This window comes from Pseudomonas sp. NBRC 111131 (assembly GCF_001320525.1).
GTDB classification, from domain to species: domain Bacteria; phylum Pseudomonadota; class Gammaproteobacteria; order Pseudomonadales; family Pseudomonadaceae; genus Aquipseudomonas; species Aquipseudomonas ceruminis.
On record NZ_BCBH01000003.1, the window covers coordinates 326,586 to 343,997 of the forward strand.

Annotated in this window: 8 protein-coding genes; 5 read left to right on the top strand and 3 right to left on the bottom strand. The window is 65.3% G+C overall.

All coding sequences use genetic code 11. The features are described from left to right. Nucleotides 1-27 precede the first annotated feature (27 nt). Nucleotides 28-1,677: a twin-arginine translocation signal domain-containing protein gene (locus tag APH34_RS05175; RefSeq protein WP_054900106.1), complete on the bottom strand. Its 1,650-nt coding sequence runs from the start codon at nucleotides 1,675-1,677 to the stop codon at nucleotides 28-30. Nucleotides 1,678-1,855: 178 nt separating this feature from the next. On the opposite strand from APH34_RS05175, the gene pvdM reads away from it, so the two are divergent. The 5 genes from pvdM to APH34_RS05200 all read left to right on the top strand — a co-directional run bounded on the left by pvdM (nucleotide 1,856) and on the right by APH34_RS05200 (nucleotide 9,817). After that, complete coding sequence (gene pvdM / locus APH34_RS05180; RefSeq protein WP_054900121.1) at nucleotides 1,856-3,220, top strand: pyoverdine-tailoring dipeptidase-like protein PvdM; 1,365 nt, start codon at nucleotides 1,856-1,858, stop codon at nucleotides 3,218-3,220. Further along, nucleotides 3,220-4,509 carry a pyoverdine-tailoring periplasmic protein PvdN gene (pvdN, locus tag APH34_RS05185; protein WP_054900107.1) on the top strand — a complete coding sequence of 430 codons (1,290 nt, stop codon included), beginning with the start codon at nucleotides 3,220-3,222 and terminating at the stop codon, nucleotides 4,507-4,509. Before pvdM ends, pvdN begins: the two co-directional genes overlap by 1 nt. Before the next feature lie 25 nt (nucleotides 4,510-4,534). Beyond that, the gene (locus APH34_RS05190; RefSeq protein WP_054900108.1) at nucleotides 4,535-5,389 is read left to right on the top strand and encodes a formylglycine-generating enzyme family protein; all 855 of its coding nucleotides are present in this window, start codon (nucleotides 4,535-4,537) and stop codon (nucleotides 5,387-5,389) included. A gap of 181 nt (nucleotides 5,390-5,570) precedes the next feature. Beyond that, nucleotides 5,571-7,229, top strand: a complete 1,659-nt coding sequence (locus tag APH34_RS05195; RefSeq protein WP_054900109.1) for a cyclic peptide export ABC transporter — start codon at nucleotides 5,571-5,573, stop codon at nucleotides 7,227-7,229. 83 nt (nucleotides 7,230-7,312) lie between these two features. After that, a complete protein-coding gene (locus tag APH34_RS05200) occupies nucleotides 7,313-9,817 on the top strand; it encodes a TonB-dependent siderophore receptor (RefSeq protein WP_054900110.1) in 2,505 nt (834 codons plus the stop codon). 73 nt (nucleotides 9,818-9,890) lie between these two features. Here APH34_RS05200 and APH34_RS05205 read toward each other — a convergent pair whose 3' ends face one another. After that, entirely contained in the window at nucleotides 9,891-10,856 is a 966-nt protein-coding gene (locus tag APH34_RS05205) for an alpha/beta hydrolase (protein WP_054900111.1), read from the bottom strand. Nucleotides 10,857-10,915: 59 nt separating this feature from the next. Beyond that, the coding region (locus tag APH34_RS05210) for a non-ribosomal peptide synthetase (protein WP_156358063.1) at nucleotides 10,916-17,412 on the bottom strand (6,497 nt) is incomplete at its 5' end.

Genomic DNA, 17,412 nt, shown 5'->3' on the forward strand with positions numbered 1-17,412 from the left:
CCACCCGCGAAGCACATGGCGCGGGCTTTACAGCCCGTCAGCCTTTGAGCGTGGGCCTGGCAACTTCAGGTGGCGCGCATACCAGGGCCTGCGCGGCACGCGCCGCAGCAGGTCACTGACATCGCTGTCCCCGCTGAAGGTGATACGCAATGCCAGTTTCATGGCCTCGACTTCCATTTCCCCTGCCCCGCCACCGGCGTCGGCGATACCTCCGCACCCATGGGTCAACGGCCCCAGCCAAGGGTCGGCCACGTCCACCCAGGGCCCGGGGGCGAACCAGGAAACACCGTTGACCACCCGGCGCTGCACCTCACCCGGGTGCGCGCGCTCGTGAGCGCGGTACCAGTCCTCGATACGGTCGTCGATCCAACCATGGAAGCGCCAGAACACCGGGTTCACGTGGGATGAAAACGGATCACCGAGAAAGTCGTTCTCGGCACGGTACCAGCGCGCCGCGTAGTCGACCTGGTCGCGATCACCCACCACCGGCATGCCGTTTGACGGGTCGCGGGTCACGGTGGCCCAGCGCATGTGCAACCAGTCGTGAATGTTCAGCTCGACTTCGGAACCAAACTGCCCCAGGGTCAGGCGACTGAGGTAGTCCGGGTCCTGATAATTCGATTCCCACACCTGAAAATTGCTGAAGAAGGTTTCTGCCGCCTTGATGCCGTGCAACCACTGGCTCAATTCATCGTCCTGCGCCGCGACCCAGGCAGGGGGCACCGAATTGCCATCGTGGTTTTCCTGGTAGCGAATGAACCCCACGCGGTCGTACTCGAGCTGCGGTGACGGCAATGGCAGGCGCGCCCAATTGGGCAGGTCCGGTTGCAGGCTACGGGCATGCCCGAGCATGTGTCGGTGCATGAAGAAGAAATCCTCGCCTGAGCCATTGAGGTGCTTGCGCCGCCCTCGCGCCCCCCGCTCGGCGTCACGCGGGCCGGGTTGCCAGCCGGCACCGCGCAGGGCATCGCGCTTGTCCTGGTCAAGGCGGTGCCACTTGTCCCGGGTGGCATGCCACACCTGGTGGAACAGACGATGTTCGGGCGATACCAGCCAGGCCATCAGCGCGGGTGCCAGCGGCGTGACCTGGCGAGCCTCGGGGAAGGCGCGCTTGGTGGCAACAAAATGGCTGTCCGGCTCGGGCAGCGACAGCGGGCGGTCGATGCGGCGAATGCGCCCGGTCAGGGTACCTGCCCCCGCATCGCCCCAGGCACCCCAAACCTCGTCCAAGGTCGCTTCCAGCATGTGGCTGGGCACCGACTCGCCAGCCGGCACCAAGCGCCAGCGCAGCGTGCTGGCGTCGGCGACAACCAGCTCGCCCAGCACCCGGTAGCGCGGCATCTGTTCGCCACGCAGCCGTTCTGCGACGTCGATGAACCCACGCAGTGAACGGCCGCTGGGACCGACGTCGAGCAGCATCTGCACCGCCTGCAGCGGCAAACCGTCCAGACCGCCGTCTACGCCGCCAAAGCGCAGGTCCCAGATGCCGCGCAGCGTATCGGCGATTCTCACCCCACCTGCTTCGGGGGCCTCGACACTGGCCTCGCCAGGCGTCTGCACCTCGTCCTTCTCGAGCGTTTCATCGTAGTCCCGCGGCTGACGTGCGTACCACGCCGCCGAACCCGCAGCCCCGGCTACCGCCAGCCCCACCATGAACCCACGCCTGGAAAACCTCATCGCCACATCCGTATCCGTGTCAGCCACGCCTTTGGAGCTAGAACGAGAGGCCACGAATCAAATTTACCGGTACTGCGGCGCTAAATTTCCCTGCAGCCCTCTCGTCCCTCCGTGACAGGCAAGCCCCGCAGCGGCGGGCGCCGGCATCGCATCGACCCTGGCAATCAACGGGATGGCAATGAACACGACCCGCTTCAGCAAGGCCCCCTACCTCGTCGCCCTGACGCTGATCATCGCGCTCGCGGCCACAGCGGCCTGGTACTTCTTCGCTTACCTGCCTGCAGGCTACCCACGCGAAGTGATCAAACAGGCCAATGCGCTGCAGGAGCGCATCATCTCCTTCGACAGCCACATCACCGTACCGCTGAACTTCGGCACCGAGGGCCAGGAAGCGGACAAGGACGGCGAGCATCAGTTCGACCTGGTCAAGGCTGGCCGTGGCCGCCTTTCCGGCGCCGCGCTGACCCTGTTTGGCTGGCCCGAGATCTGGAACGGCGCCAACGCGCCCCATCGCCCCACCGCCGCCTTCGTCGACGAAGCCCGCCACCAACAGGAAGTACGCTACAAGATACTCACCGGCATGGTCCGCGACTTCCCCAACCAGGTCGGCATCGCCTACACCCCCGCCGATTTTCGTCGGCTGCACGGTGAAGGCAAGTTCGCCATCTTCCTCAGCATGCTCAATGCCTACCCCTTGGGCGAAGACCTCAACGCCCTGGACGACTGGGCTGCACGCGGCATGCGCATGTTCGGTTTCAGCTACGTGGGCAACAACGCGTGGGCCGACTCCTCGCGCCCGCTGCCCTTCCTCAATGATACGCCGGACGCCCTCGGCGGCCTGTCGCCCCTGGGCGAGCAGGCCGTGGCGCGGCTCAACGACCTGGGCGTGATCATCGACGTATCGCAGATGTCTACCCTGGCCCTGGAAGACGTGGCACGCCTGACCCGCGCCCCGATGGTGGCCTCCCACTCGGCACCGCGCGCGCTGGTGGACATTCCACGCAACCTCAGTGACCGCGAACTGCAAGCCATCAAGAAAAGCGGCGGCGTGGTCCAGGTAGTGGGCTTCCCCGCTTACCTCAAGCCGCTGAGCCAGGCCACCCTGGACAAGCTCAATGCCCTGCGCGCACGCTTCGACCTGCAACCGCTCAACGGCCTGGCCAACGCGCTGATGCCCGGCGACGCGATCATCGCCATCTGGCCAGAGCAGAAGTTCGGCGAGTATGCCAGCGCGCTGTACGCCATCCTCGAAGAAGAGCCTCGCGCCACCGTCAAGGACCTGGTGGACGCCATCGACTACACCGTGCGCAAGATCGGTATCGACCATGTCGGCATCGCCTCGGACTTCAACGACGGCGGCGGGGTTACGGGCTGGATGAACGTCGGTGAGTCGCGCAATGTCACCGCCGAGCTGATCCTGCGCGGTTACTCCGATGCCGACATCGCCAAACTCTGGGGCGGCAACTTCCTGCGGGTATGGGAAGCGGTGCAGCGCCTGGGCAAGCCCGGTGCTGCCGGCCAGGCACAAGCGGGGCGCGGCTGATGAACGACCGCCGTAATTTCCTGAAGCAGGCCGGCCTGCTCGCCGCCGGCTTGCCCCTGGCGGCCGGCTTCAGCCCTGTTGCCCAGGCCGCAAAGCCGCTGGCACAACCGACCCAGGACAAGTGGCAGGCCCTGCGCCAGCAGTTCGACCTGGACCCGGCCTACCTGCACTTCTGTAACTTCCTTCTCACCTCTCACCCCCGTGTGGTGAGCGACGCCATCGCCCACTTTCGCGCACGCCTGGACCAGAACCCCGGGGAAATGCTCGACTGGGACCGCGAGGAACTCTGGGGGTATGAACACGATGTGCGCGCCTGGGCCGGCCGGTATTTCGGCGTGCAGCCAGGCCAGGTAGCCCTGACCGGCAGCACCACCGATGGCTTGGCGATGATCTACGGTGGCCTGCAGGTACCGCCGGGCAAGGAGATTCTGGTCAGCGCCCACGAGCACTACTCCACCAATACCCGGCTTGACTACCGCGAACGGATGATGGGCACCCAGGTACGCCGCGTGACGCTGTTCAAGGACCCCCACCTGGCCTCGGTGGATGAAATGCTCGGCAATATCCGCCAGGCCATCCGCCCCGAGACGCGCGTGCTGGGCATGACCTGGGTGCAGTCCGGCAGCGGCGTCAAACTGCCAGTGCGCGAGGTCGGCGAGCTGGTGAAAACGCTCAACCAGGGCCGCGATGCGCACGACCGCATCCTCTACGTGGTCGACGGCGTGCACGGCTTCGGCATCGAAGACGTGACATTCGCCGACTTCAACTGCGACTACTTCATCGCCGGTACCCACAAGTGGCTGTTCGGCCCGCGCGGCACCGGCGTGATCATCGCCCGGGAGCAAGCGCCGCAACCTTACCTGGTGCCCAGCGTGCCCACCTTCACCAAGGGCGAGAACTTCGGCACCTTGATGACCCCCGGCGGCTACCACGCCTTCGACCACCGCCTGGCCCTGGGCAAGGCGTTCGAGCTGCACCTGCAACTGGGCAAAGCCGATGTCCAGGCACGGGTGCACCAGCTCAACGACTACCTCAAGGAGCGCCTGGCCGAACACGCCAAGGTGCAACTGGTAACGCCACGCAGCAGCCAGCTTTCTGCCGGGTTCACCTTCTTTCGCGTCGAAGGCCGGGACTGCGACGCCGTGGCCCGTCACCTGATGGCCAACAAGGTGATCAGCGACGCCGTGGACCGCGATGTCGGCCCTGTGGTGCGGCTGGCCCCAAGCCTGCTCAACGACGAAACCGAGATCGACCGGGTGATGGCCATCCTCGCCCCACAACTTGCCTGACCTTTCGCCATTCATGAGAACCGCCATGCACGTATTCAAGCCCCTGGCCCTGGTGGCCGCGCTGTTCGCCACCGCCCCGGCCTTCGCCGCCGACGCACGTCAACCCGGCGCTGTGTTCCAGGACTGCAAGGATTGCCCAAAGATGGTGGTGCTGCCCGCCGGCAGCTTCACCATGGGTACGCCCGAGGATGAAGTCGGCCGCCAGCCCGATGAAGGCCCGCTGCACACCGTGACCTTCGCCAAACCGTTCGCCATCAGCCAGTTCCATGTCCTGGCCAAGCAGATGCAGGCCTGGCAGCGCGAGGCCAAGGTTACCCTCCCCGACGGCGACGACCGCCCGGGCCGCCTCTGCAGCAACGGCAAGCCCAGTTACCCCCAGGGGCCTGAGCAGCCGGCCGTGTGCATCAGCTATGACGAAGTGAAGGCCTACATCGCCTGGCTTTCGAAGAAGACCGGCAAGCATTACCGCATGGTCAGCGAAGCCGAACGCGAGTATGCCGCACGTGCCGGCAGCACCGGCCCGTTCCCCTTCCCCTTCGATGAAGGCAAGGAGTACAGCATCGCCAAGCACGCCAACACCTACGGCCCTGTCGACGGCTACAGCTTCACCTCACCGGCGGGCGCTTTCCCGCCCAATGCCTTCGGCGTCTACGACATGCATGGCAATGTCTATGAATGGGTGGCCGACTGCATGCACGACAGCTACGTAGGGGCGCCGACTGACGGCAGTGCCTGGATGGAAGCCAGCTGCGAATACAACCACATCCGTGGCAACGACTACAGCGAAGCCCCGGTGTTCTCCCGCTCCGGCAACCGCAATTACCGCGAACCCTACGTGCGCGGCGACTGGCTGGGCTTTCGTGTTGTGCGCGAGCTCTGACCCACCTCCCCCAACCAATGGCCAACAGGCACCGCAATCGGTGCCTCACTGGCCCCGGCCAACGGCCTGGGCCTGCTAAAGAACCACGCCTGCCGAACGTCTCCTTCACAGGGCAACCGCCCACACGGCGCCTGCCCGCGCAGCGCCGCAACCGCATCCGCGCATCCACCAGGAACCCACCATGAACCGATCGACCCCTGGCGCACTTCGCGAACTCCTCGGCCTGCTCAAACCCTACCGACTGATCGTCGCCCTTGCCGTAGGCCTGGGTATCGTCGGCGGCTTGTGCATCACCCTGCTGCTCGCCAACATCAACAACCTGCTGCATGCCCCTGGCGCCCTGACCTGGGGCGTAGTGCTGGCCTTCGCCGGTATCTGTCTGGTGGCACTGGGTTCCTCCATCGCTTCGGACATCGGCACCAACTATGTTGGCCAGCACGTGATTGCCCGTTTGCGCCGGGAGCTGGGGGAGAAGGTGCTGAGCGCACCCATCGAACAGATCGAGCGCTACCGCAGCCATCGCCTGATCCCGGTCCTGACCCATGACGTGGACACCATCAGCGACTTCGCCTTCGCCTTCGCGCCACTGGCCATCTCGCTGTCGGTGACCCTGGGCTGCCTCGGTTACCTGGCGCAGCTTTCCTGGCAGATGTTCCTGATTGCTGCGCTCGCCGTGTTGCTGGGCACGGCGGTGCAGTATGTCGCACGCCTGCGCGGCATCAGCGGTTTCAACGATGCGCGCGAGGCCGAAGATGAATTGCAGAAGCACTATGATGGGGTCGCGTCCGGCGCCAAGGAGCTGCGCATCAGCCGCCCACGCCGCCAACGCATGTTCAGCGAGCGCATCACCCGTACGGCGAACTACATCCGCGATACCCACGTGCGCTCGATCAACATCTTCGTCATCGCCAAGAGCCTGGGCTCGATGCTGTTCTTCGTGGTCATCGGCCTGGTGCTGGCGCTACAGCAAGCCCAGCTGATCAGCGACCCCAAGGTCACCAGCGGGTTCGTCCTGGTGCTGTTGTACATGAAAGGGCCGCTGGAGCACCTGGTTTCAACCCTGCCCATCATCAGCCGGGCGCAGATCGCCTTGCGCCGTATCGCCGAGCTGTCCACCCAGTTCTCCTCGCCTGAGCCGCACCTGCTGCTCGACGCCGCTGAAGTACCGGACCAGCAAATCCGTAGCCTGGAACTGCGCGACGTACGCTTCGCCTTCCCGCCGGTGGACGGCGCGGCGCCCTTCACCCTGGGGCCGATCAACCTGCGCATCGCGCAGGGCGATATCCTTTTCATCGTCGGTGAGAACGGCTGCGGCAAGACCACCCTGATCAAGCTGCTGCTGGGCCTGTATGCCCCTCACCAGGGGGAAATCCTGCTGGATGGCCAGCCCGTCACCGCGGCCAGCCGTGACGACTATCGCCAACTGTTCACCACTGTGTTCGCCGACTACTACCTGTTCGATGACCTGCTGCAGGATGCCGAGGCCTTGCCCGCAGACGCTGGCAAATACCTGCAACGCCTGGAGATCGCACACAAGGTGCAGATTCGCGATGGGGCCTTCACCACCACCGACCTGTCCACCGGCCAGCGCAAGCGCCTGGCGCTGGTCAACGCATGGCTGGAGAAGCGCCCGGTGCTGGTGTTCGATGAATGGGCCGCCGACCAGGACCCAACGTTCCGGCGCATCTTCTATACCCAGTTGCTGCCCGAACTGAAGCGCCTGGGCAAGACCATCATCGTCATCAGCCACGACGACCGTTACTTCGAGGTGGCCGATCACCTGTTGCGTCTGCGCGATGGAAAACGGGTGGAAACCGAGGTGGCTGAATTTTCCAGCTGATTTTTTTCCGGTTCTGGGTGAGCTATACGTCACATAAATGCAAATAAAACTCATAAGTAATTCTGCCAACATTGAGTATCCGCATGACCACTAATACGCTTTCACCGCTGGCCCGAGCGGTTCGCAGAACATCACAGGCTTTGCTTGCTCCTTCGCTGCTTGCGTGCGCCCTGGCAGCTTCCATGAACGCCCAGGCCGAGCCGGTGGCGCTGGATATTCCGCCCCAAGGGCTGGTGGGGGCGCTCAACACCCTGGCCAAGCAGGCCGACCTGCAGTTGCTGTACAGCCCGGAAAACCTGCGCGACACCCCCGTCCCGGCGATCAAGGGCAACATGGAGCCAGAACAGGCCCTGCGCTTGCTGCTGCGCGGCAGCGGCCTGACCTACCAGCTCGACGGCCACACCGTGATTCTCAACGGGGCCAGCAACTCGTCGGCGATGGAACTGGGGCCGCTGAAAATCAATGCCAACCGCCTGGATGCGACCAGCGAAGGCACCGAGTCCTATGCTGGCCGGGCGGTCACGATCGGCAAGGGCACGCACACCCTGCGCGAAACACCCCAGGCCGTCACCGTGCTGACGCGCAAGTTCATGGATGACCAGAACATCAACACCATCGACCAGGCCATGGAAAAAACCCCTGGCATCGCGGTGTACGAGTCACCCATGGGCGGCAAGTACTTCTACTCCCGCGGCTTCATGATGCAGGGGCAGTACCAGTACGACGGCGTGCCGCTGGATGTGGGCGGTGAGTATGTCCAAGCCAACAGCTTCTCTGGCGACATGGCCTACTACGACCGGGTGGAGGTGCTCAAGGGCGCCGCCGGGATGATGAAAGGCTCGGGCAGCTCCGCGGGTGGAGTCAACTTCGTCCGTAAACGCGGGCAGAGCAAACCCACCACCAGCCTGAGCCTCTCAGCAGGCTCCTGGGACAACTACCGCGGCCAGGTCGACACCGGCGGCCCGCTCAACGAGTCAGGCACCCTGCGTGGCCGGGCGGTGGTGGCGCTGCAGGATCGCCAGTATTTCTACGACCTGGGCAAACGCAACGACCAGATCCTCTACGGCGCCCTGGACTACGACGTGACCCCCGACACCACCGTGGGGGTGGGCGTCGCCTACGAGCGGCTCGATGCCAGGCCCTGCTGGCACGGCCTGCCGCGTTACAGCGATGGCAAGGACCTGAAACTCAGCCGTTCGACCTGCCTGGGTGCATCCTGGAACACCTGGGACAGCGAGCGCACCACCGTGTTCGCCGACCTGACCCACCAGTTCAACGACAACTGGGCCTTAAAGTTCGCCGGTGTCTGGACCCATAACGACCAGGACATCAAATATGCCCTGTCGGAAACACCGGACGGCGTACCCCACGGTGCAAGCACAGCGCCCTCCTCGGTGTACTCCGGGCTGTTCGACTACGACCAGACCGACTACGGCTTCGATGCCTACGTGGATGGCAAATTCGATGCGTTCGGCCTGCAGCACGAGCTGATCGTCGGGGCCAACGCCAGCCGGGCCAAGACCCGCGACCATTGGGCCCTGATCAACATGACCGATTTGCTCGGCACCTCCCAGGACCCGTTCAACCCCAACCCGCACATCCCCGAGCCAAGCGATGGGTTCTACCCACCCAACTCTTACCGGGGCGGCTCGGTTCCCACCGAAACGGACACCAAGCAGTACGGCACCTATGCCACGCTGCGGCTGAAGCTTGCCGAGCCGTTGACCTTCGTCCTGGGCTCGCGTGTCAGCTGGTACCGCAACAGCCGCGATTCCTACACCCAGTCGTGGGACTACTGGCAGCACGACAAGAGCCAGGAAAATGGCGAAGTCACCCCCTTCGCAGCGCTCATCTATGACTTGAACGACAACTGGTCCGTCTACACCAGCTACGCCAGTATCTTCCAGCCTCAGAGCACCTATACCGATGAGTCCGGCAGCCCGCTGCAACCCAAGACCGGCGCCAGTTACGAGTTGGGTATCAAGGGTGAGCTGATGGACGGCCGCGTCAACACCGCCTTCAACCTGTTCCGCACCATCGAGGAACACAGGGCCGAAGCCAACTACGACAGCTCCTGCCCAGGCTCGTCGGATGGCTTCTGCTACAGCGATGTCGGCAAGGTCAGGGCACAGGGCTTCGAGGCAGAAATCAGCGGCGAGGTCATCGACCGGCTGCAAGTGCTGGCAGGCTATACCTACACCCAGACCAAATACCTGGACAGCACCAACGACAACCCACAGGAGCCCGCCTTCTCGGTCAGCTACTTCCCGCGCCATCTGTTGCGCGCCTGGGCTGACTACCAGCTGGCCGGCGACCTCGATCGCTGGAGCGTGGGTGCCGGCGTAACGGCGCAGAGCGACGTTTCCTTCCGCGATGCGAACGTGGCGCCTGCGGTGAAATCGGTCCAGTCGGGTTATGCCATCTGGAGTGGCCGCATCGGCTACCGTATCGACGACAACTGGACCGTTGCGCTCAACGGCAACAACCTGCTCGACAAGAAGTACTACCAGAGCGTGGGGGCTGTTTCGTGGGGCAACTTCTACGGTGAGCCACGCAACTTCATGGTGACACTGAAAGGGACGTTCTGACGTCGCGTCCGGACGCGTGTTCGCATCAATCAAAAGGGGCCGCATAGCGGCCCCTTTACTGTTCACGCGTACTTCATGCAACGGCTCGGTCAGCCGCCAGCAGCCGGGCCAACGCCTGGCACAAACGCTCGTGCACGTGCAGCACGTCTGGCACGACAGCCGCCATGCGCAACAGGTCATGGGTCAACCCCGGCAACTCCAGCAACTGGACCTCGACGCCGGCCGCACGCAAGCGCTCGGCATAGGCCAGCCCTTCATCCAACAGCGGATCGAGCCCGGCCAGGGCAACGATCGCCGGCGCCACGCCGCTCAGGTCATCGGCCAGCAATGGCGAGAAGCGCCAGTCCTGGCGGTCCTGTGGTGTGCGGGCGTAATGCCCGTAGAACCACTCCAGGGTCTCGTTTTCCAGCAGGTAGCCTTCACCGAACAGGGTGCGCGAGACACGCTGGCGGCTCGCATCCGTGACCGGGTAGCAGAGCAGTTGGGCACGCGGCGTCAACACGGCACGCTCCCCAAGCCTGGCTGCCTCGATGGCCAGCACCGTGGCCAGGGTCGCACCCGCGCTGTCGCCACCCAAGGCCACCCGGTCAAGGTCCAGGGCCAGGCGCTGACCTTGCTCGGCCAGCCAGGCCAGGCAATCCTGGCCATCTTCCAGCGCCACCGGGAAACGGTGCTCCGGCGCCAGTCGGTAGCCCACCGCAAGCACCGCGCAACCTGCACGCGCACTCAGTTCGCGGCACACACCGTCATGGCTGTCGAGGCTGCCAACCACAAACCCCCCGCCGTGGAAATACACCAGCACCGGCAGCGTACCCGCCACCTGTGCCGGGCGGTACAAGCGCAGCGGTAGGGTCCAGCCGTCCCTGGCCGGGGCCTGCAGGGCTTCAACGCTCACCCCCGGCGGCACCGGCCAACGCAACTGTTCGGTGGACTGCTCGAAGACCTTGCGGGCCTGTTCAGGGCTCATGCGGTGCAACGGCTCGTTGCCGGCATTGGCTTGGGCAAGGTCGAGAAAAGCTTCAAGTTCAGGATGCAGCATGGTGTTCCTCGGAGGGGGGAGGCCCGCAGCGGCCTCCCCCGATTGCATGACGGAAGGGTTCAGCCCAGGTGCTCCAGGCAGTGGTCGATCAGCAGTTCCAGCTCGGCGCGGTAGTCATCCATCAACGCTTGCACGGTTTCGGGGCGATAGCGGCGTGTGCTGTAGACACAGCGCAGCGCCAGGCAACCGTCGTAGACCTGGCCGATGATCTCCAGCCAGTTGGCCAGGCGGGCCGCCGGGCTGTAACAGTCCCCGGTGTCCTCGGCGGCGGGCACCAGCATCGCCTGGTCATCGAAGCTCTGGTCGAACTGCCCCAGGTAGTTGAAGGTGATGCGGGCCTGGGGCAGGCGCGCAAGACGCTCGCCCAGCGCAGGCTCGCCGAGGTAGCGCAGCACGCCATAGCCGATGCCTTTGTTAGGTATCGCCTGCAGTTGCCCCTGGATGGCCCGGATCGAGCCACCCATGTCCGCCTCGGGCTGCAAGCGCACCGGGAACATGCTGGTGAACCAGCCCAAGGTGCGGGACAGGTCGAGCGCCTCGAACAGGTCTTCGCGCCCGTGGCCCTCCAGTTGCACCAGCACCGACTCCTGCTCGCTCCAGCGGCACAGCACGCGCCCCAGCGCAGTCAGCAGCAGGTCGTTGATCTGCGTGCCGTAGGCCGCAGGGGCCTCCTTGAGCAGGCGCGTGGTGTGGGCCGCCGAAAGCACGACCCTGGCCACCGCCTGCTGGCTGACCTCGTTGCGGCCCCTGGGGTTGTCGCAGGGCAGATCACGGCCGGGACGGTCCAATTGCCCCAGCCACCAGTCGGTTTCCTCGCTGGCGATGCGCCCTGCGTCCTGCGCCAGGCGCTCGACCCAGGCGCGGTAGCTGCTGCTGCGCATCGGCAGCACAGGTTCCAGGCCCTGGCAACAGGCCTCATAGGCGGTGCGCAGGTCCTCGAGCAGCACCCGCCAGGACACTGCGTCCACCACCAGGTGATGGATCACCAGCAACAGGCGTGCTTCACCGTCCGCCATGGCCACATGCAGCGCGCGCCACATCGGGCCGTTGGCCAGGTCGAGGCTGCGCTGCGCTTGATTGGCCAGGCAGTCCAGTGCCTGGGCATCGGCGGCCTCGCGGCGCCACAGCACCGGCGCACAGGCCTCTTCGTCCAGGTAATGCTGCATCCAGCGCCCACCGTCGCGGGTAAAGCGCAGGCGCAGCGAATCGTGGTGACGCTGGATCACCGCCAGGGCACGCTCCAGCGCATCCAGGTCCAAGGCGCTGCGCGCCTTGAGCATCAGTGCCTGGTTGAAGTGGTGCGGCTCGCTCATGTCCTCGGCGAACAGCCACTCTTGAATCGGCAACAAGCGGAACGCCCCTTCGACGGCTTGCAGGCTGTCATCCTCCACCGGGCCAGCCAGGCTTTCCACTGGCCGCTCGCAGATGCCGGCGATGGTCTGGTAACGCAGCAGATCGCGCAGCTTGAGGTCGAGCGCCAGGTCCGGATGGTTCTTGACCCGCGACACCACCTGCAGGCTGAGAATCGAATCGCCCCCCAGCTCGAAGAAGTTGTCTTCGATCCCAACCTGCTCCACCTGCAGCACCTGGGCCCAGATCTCAGCCAGCAACTGTTCTTCAGGGGTGCGCGGGGCCACATAAGCCTCCTGCTGGAGGCTCGGCGCTGGCAGCGCCTTGCGGTCGAGCTTGCCGTTGGGGGTCACAGGGAACGCCGCCAGCACCATGACCTGCACCGGCACCATCCAGTCCGGCAGGCTGGCGCGCAGGGCCATTTTCAGGCTGTCCCCTGCCACCCGCTGATCCGCCACCACGTAACCCACCAACTGCTTGCCGGAGGCGCTTTCACGGGCCACCACCAGTGCATCCTCGACGCCCGCCTGACGGCGCAGGGCCGCCTCGACTTCACCCAGCTCGATCCGGAAACCGCGAATCTTCACCTGCTGGTCGATGCGCCCCAGGTAGTCGAGGATGCCATCTTCGCGCAAGCGTACCAGGTCACCGGTACGGTACAGGCGCGCACCCGGCACACCGAACGGGTCAGGCACGAAGCGCTCGGCCGTCTGCCCGGGTCGGTTCTGGTAGCCACGGGCAACACCTTCACCCCCGATGTAGAGTTCGCCTGCGAAGCCAGCCGGCAATGGGTTGAGCTGCTCGTCCAGCACATGCAGGCTGCGCTCACCCACCGCGCAGCCGATAGGCGCGTAGTCGGCGCCACAGCGGTCGCTGTCGGCGGCCTTCCACAGCAACGGGGTCACCACGGTTTCGGTAGGGCCGTAACCGTTGGTGAAGTAACGGGGGCGCAGCGCCGCCCTCACCTGCTCGAAGCTGCGCTCCGGCACCGCGTCGCCACCAAAGCAGTAGATACGCACGGGCGGTGCCGGCATCCCACTGCCTTCGACGAATTCGGCCATCTGCTTGAGGTAAGCCGGTGGGAAGCAGGCGATGTCGATGCGCTGCTCATGCAATGCGCGGCAGGTCTGCTCGGGCGTCCACAGGCTGCCATCACGAATCACCAGCGTGCCGCCGACCATCAAGGTGGTCAGCCAGCGCTCGTGGGCACCGTCGAAGGCAAAGGACATGAAGTGCAGCTCGCGCACCCCGGGCCCCATCTCGTAGCATTCGGCGATGGCCTGGCAATGCATGCTCAACGGCCCTTGGGGTACAGCCACCCCTTTTGGCCTGCCCGTGGAACCCGAGGTGTAGATCAGATAGGCCAGGTTGCCTGGATCGGCCTGCACTGCAGGTGCCTGCTCTGGCCACTGACGGTCGTCGGTTTCATTGAGCACCACGCGCTGCAGGGTGACGGGGGCCGGTACACGGTCCTGCAGATCCTCCCGGGTGATCAACAGCGCCATCCCCGAGTCCTCGACCATGTAGGCCAGGCGCTCGGCCGGATAGTCGATGTCCAGTGGCAAGTACGCGGCGCCGCTTTTCATCACGGCCAGCAACGCCACCAAGGTCTGTACCGAGCGCTCCAGCGCGACGCCGATGACCACTTCCGGCCCAGCGCCCAACGCCAGCAAGCGGTTGGCCAAGCGGTTGGCGGCCCGTTCCAGTTGCCGGTAATCCAGCTGCTGCGCGCCACACTGCACTGCCACCGCGTGTGGGCGCTGCTGGGCATGGCGCGAAATGAGCGCCACCAGCGGCTCAGGTTGCCAGGTATTGCCGGGGGTTTCACTCCAGCGTTGCAAGGCCTGGCGCTGCACCTGGGGCAAGCGTTGCAGGTTACCCAGTTGCACCTGCGGATTGGCCAGGATCTCCTCCAGCAAATGCTCCATCATCGCGCGGATACCTTCCACCACCGGCTCGGCGAAGCAGCCACGCAGGTACAGGTATTCGATGGACAACTGGTCCCCCAGATGCACCGCAAGGTCCATGGGGAAGTTGGTGACGTCATGGTTGGACGACTGGCCAAAACTCAGCCCACCCTGCGCACTGCCCCCCAGGCGTTGGTCGATGGGGTAGTTCTCGAACACGATGATGCTGTCGAACAACGGTTGACCACCCTGGCCAGACCAGCGCTGCACGTCGGCCAACGGCGCGTGGGCATGCTCGCGCAGTTCCAGGTTGTCACGCTGCAATGCCTGCAACCAGTCGATCAGACGTTGTTCGGCGTCCATCTGGCCGATCACTGGCAAGGTATTGATGAACAGGCCGAGCATGCGATCAGCCCCGGCCAACCGCTCCGGCCGCCCTGCGACGGTGGCGCCGAAGCACGGTGCCGACTGGCCGGTGTAGCGCTGCAGCAACAGCAGCCAGGCACCCTGCACCAGGGTATTGGCCGTGATGCGCAGCGCTCGGCAGCGTTGTTGCAAGTGGGCGGTACGCTCGGCATCCCAGCGGGTGTAGATCGCGTGGTGCCCTGGCGTGTCGCTGGCGTGGCGAGGGTGTACCGACTGGCTGAGCGACGTGGGCTCGTCCAGCCGCTGCAGGCGTGCTTTCCAGAAGCGTTCCAACGCGCCCTGGTCCTGACGCTGCAACCAGGCGATGAAGTCGCGGTAACGGCCGATCTCGGCACTGCTGCGGCCTTGGTGATATTGCTCCATCACCTCGCCGAACAGCTGCGAGCTGGACCACCCGTCCATGAGGATATGGTGGCTGGTCCAGGCCAGGTGATAGCGCTGCGGCGCCACACGGATCAGCAACAGCCGCTGCAGCGGTGCGCGGGTCAGGTCGAAGCCGCGGGCACACTCGGCTTCGGCGCGAGCCGCCAGGCGCTGCTCGTCCACCGCTTCGCCACTCCAGTCCAGCACCTCGAAATCCAGGCGCGCCTGGCGGTGCACTACCTGTACCGGGCGCGGCAACCCTTGCCAATGGAAACTGGTGCGCAGGATGTCGTGGCGGGCCATGACGCGTTGCCAGGCCGCTTCGAAGCGATCGGGGTCGAGACCGTCGACCGGCAGGCACACCTGGTTGACGTAGAGCGCCGATCCGCCATCGGAGAGGGTATGGAACAGCATGCCCTCCTGCATCGGCGACAACGCGTACAGGTCTTCGATGTCCTCCAGCGCCACCGGCAGCGCATCGAGCTGTGCCTGATCCAGGCCGGACAACGGGAAGTCCGACGGTGTCACGCCCCGATGGACCGGTTGCCGGCAATGCTCGACCAATGCCTGCAGGGCGTTCTCGAATGCCGTGGCCAGCGCCTGCACGCGGGCGGGCTCGAACACGCAGTCACTGAACGTCCAGTTCAGGCTCAGCGCCCCTTCATGCACCTGGCCGTCGAGGCTCAGCCAGTTGCCCAGCGGCGCGCCCTCATCCATACCGCTGCCGGACGCTTCCTCGGCCAGGGTCCACAAGGCATCTGCGCTCGCACCAGCATCGAACTGCCCCAGGTAGTTGAAGGTGATGCGCGGCTGCGGCAAAGCCGACAGTGCATCCCGGGCGGCCTGTGGCCCGAGGTGGCGCAGCAGGCCATAGCCGAGGCCTTTGTTCGGCACGGCGCGCAGTTGTTCCTTGATGCGCTTGATCGACGCGCCGATGTCGGCTGCCGGTTCCAGGCGCACCGGGTAGAGGCTGGTGAACCAGCCTACGGTGCGGGACAGGTCGATGTTCTCGAACAGCGCCTCACGGCCATGCCCTTCCAATTGCACCAGCGCCGACGCTTCGCCGCTCCAGGCGCACAGGGCCTGGGCCAAGGCCGTCAGCAGCAGGTCATTGACCTGGGTGCGGTAGGCCGCTGGGGCCTCCTGCAACAATGCGCGGGTCAACACCGTGTCGAAGCGGCTGGTCAGGGTATGGGCATGACGCTTGGCCTGGCTGCCGTCGTGGTGGTCGGCCACAATGCCTTCGCCGCCGTTGGCCAGCAGGGCCTGCCAGTAGCCCAGTTCGGCGCCCATGGCCTCGGACTGGGCATGGGCCACCAGGCGCTCGCCCCAGGCCTTGAAGGCGCAGGTCTTGGCGGGCAGCCGCAGCGCTTGTGCCGCTTGCAGCTGACGGTAGGCTGCCTGCAGGTCCTCCAGAAGGATGCGCCAGGATACGCCGTCGACCACCAGGTGGTGGATGACCAACAGCAAACGCTGGCTGCCATCAGGTGCATTGGCCAGCAACGCCCGACACAGCGGCCCCTGCTCCAGCGACAGGCTGCGTTGGGCCTTGTCGAACGCCTGCTCAAGGTCACCGGCGGTGACCCGCTCCAGGTGCACCGCCGCGCCGGTGTCGACGTGCTGCTGCACCCAGCGCCCGTCCTCTTGGCGATAGCGCAGGCGCAAGCCATCATGGTGCGCCACGACATGCTGCAGCGCCGCCTCCAGCCGATCCGCGTCCAGGGTTTGGGTCGGGGTCAACAACAACGACTGGTTCCAATGTTGGCGGTTGGGGATGTCCGTTTCGAAGAACAGCCGCTGGATCGGCAGCAAAGGCGCCTCACCGGTCACCGGCCCTTGGTCCACCTCGCTCGCCGCCTCGGTCTGCCGGGCAACCATGGCCAGGCGCTGCAAGGTCTGCTGTTCGAAAACATCCTTGGGCGTGAAGCGCAAGCCCTGCTGACGCGCACGGCTGACCAACTGGATGGAGACGATGGAGTCGCCGCCCAGCTCGAAGAAGTTGTCACCCAGGCCGACCTGCTCAATGCGCAACACGTCCTGCCAGATAACCGCCAGGCACTGCTCCACCTCGCTTTGCGGCGCCTCATATTCGCGCCGTGACTGGCCCAGCTCCGGCTTGGGCAGTGCCTTGCGATCGAGTTTGCCGTTGGGCGAGAGCGGCATGTGCTCGAGCAACACCCACTGGCTTGGCACCATGTAGTCGGGCAGCACGGCGGCCAGGTGCGCCTTGATCGCGTCCAGCCCCTCGGCCAGCTCAGCCACCAGATAAGCCACCAGTTGCTTGCCGCTTGGGCCATCGGCAGCCACCACCACCGCTTCACGCACTGCATCCTGCTCCTGCAGGCGCGCTTCGATTTCACCCAGCTCGATGCGCAGGCCGCGGATCTTCACCTGATGGTCGATACGCCCGGCATATTCGATCACCCCATCTTCGCGCTGGCGCGCCAGGTCGCCGGTGCGGTACAGCCGCTCGCCGCTGCCGAACGGGGCAGTGACGAAGCGCTCGGCAG

Excerpts from the sequence above, each read along its gene's own strand:
- pvdN (WP_054900107.1), top strand. The coding sequence starts at position 3,220 with ATGAACGACCGCCGTAATTTCCTGAAGCAGGCCGGCCTGCTCGCCGCC.
- APH34_RS05205 (WP_054900111.1), bottom strand. The coding sequence starts at position 10,856 with ATGCTGCATCCTGAACTTGAAGCTTTTCTCGACCTTGCCCAAGCCAAT.
- APH34_RS05190 (WP_054900108.1), top strand. The coding sequence starts at position 4,535 with ATGCACGTATTCAAGCCCCTGGCCCTGGTGGCCGCGCTGTTCGCCACC.
- APH34_RS05200 (WP_054900110.1), top strand. The coding sequence starts at position 7,313 with ATGACCACTAATACGCTTTCACCGCTGGCCCGAGCGGTTCGCAGAACA.
- APH34_RS05195 (WP_054900109.1), top strand. The coding sequence starts at position 5,571 with ATGAACCGATCGACCCCTGGCGCACTTCGCGAACTCCTCGGCCTGCTC.
- APH34_RS05175 (WP_054900106.1), bottom strand. The coding sequence starts at position 1,677 with ATGAGGTTTTCCAGGCGTGGGTTCATGGTGGGGCTGGCGGTAGCCGGG.
- pvdM (WP_054900121.1), top strand. The coding sequence starts at position 1,856 with ATGAACACGACCCGCTTCAGCAAGGCCCCCTACCTCGTCGCCCTGACG.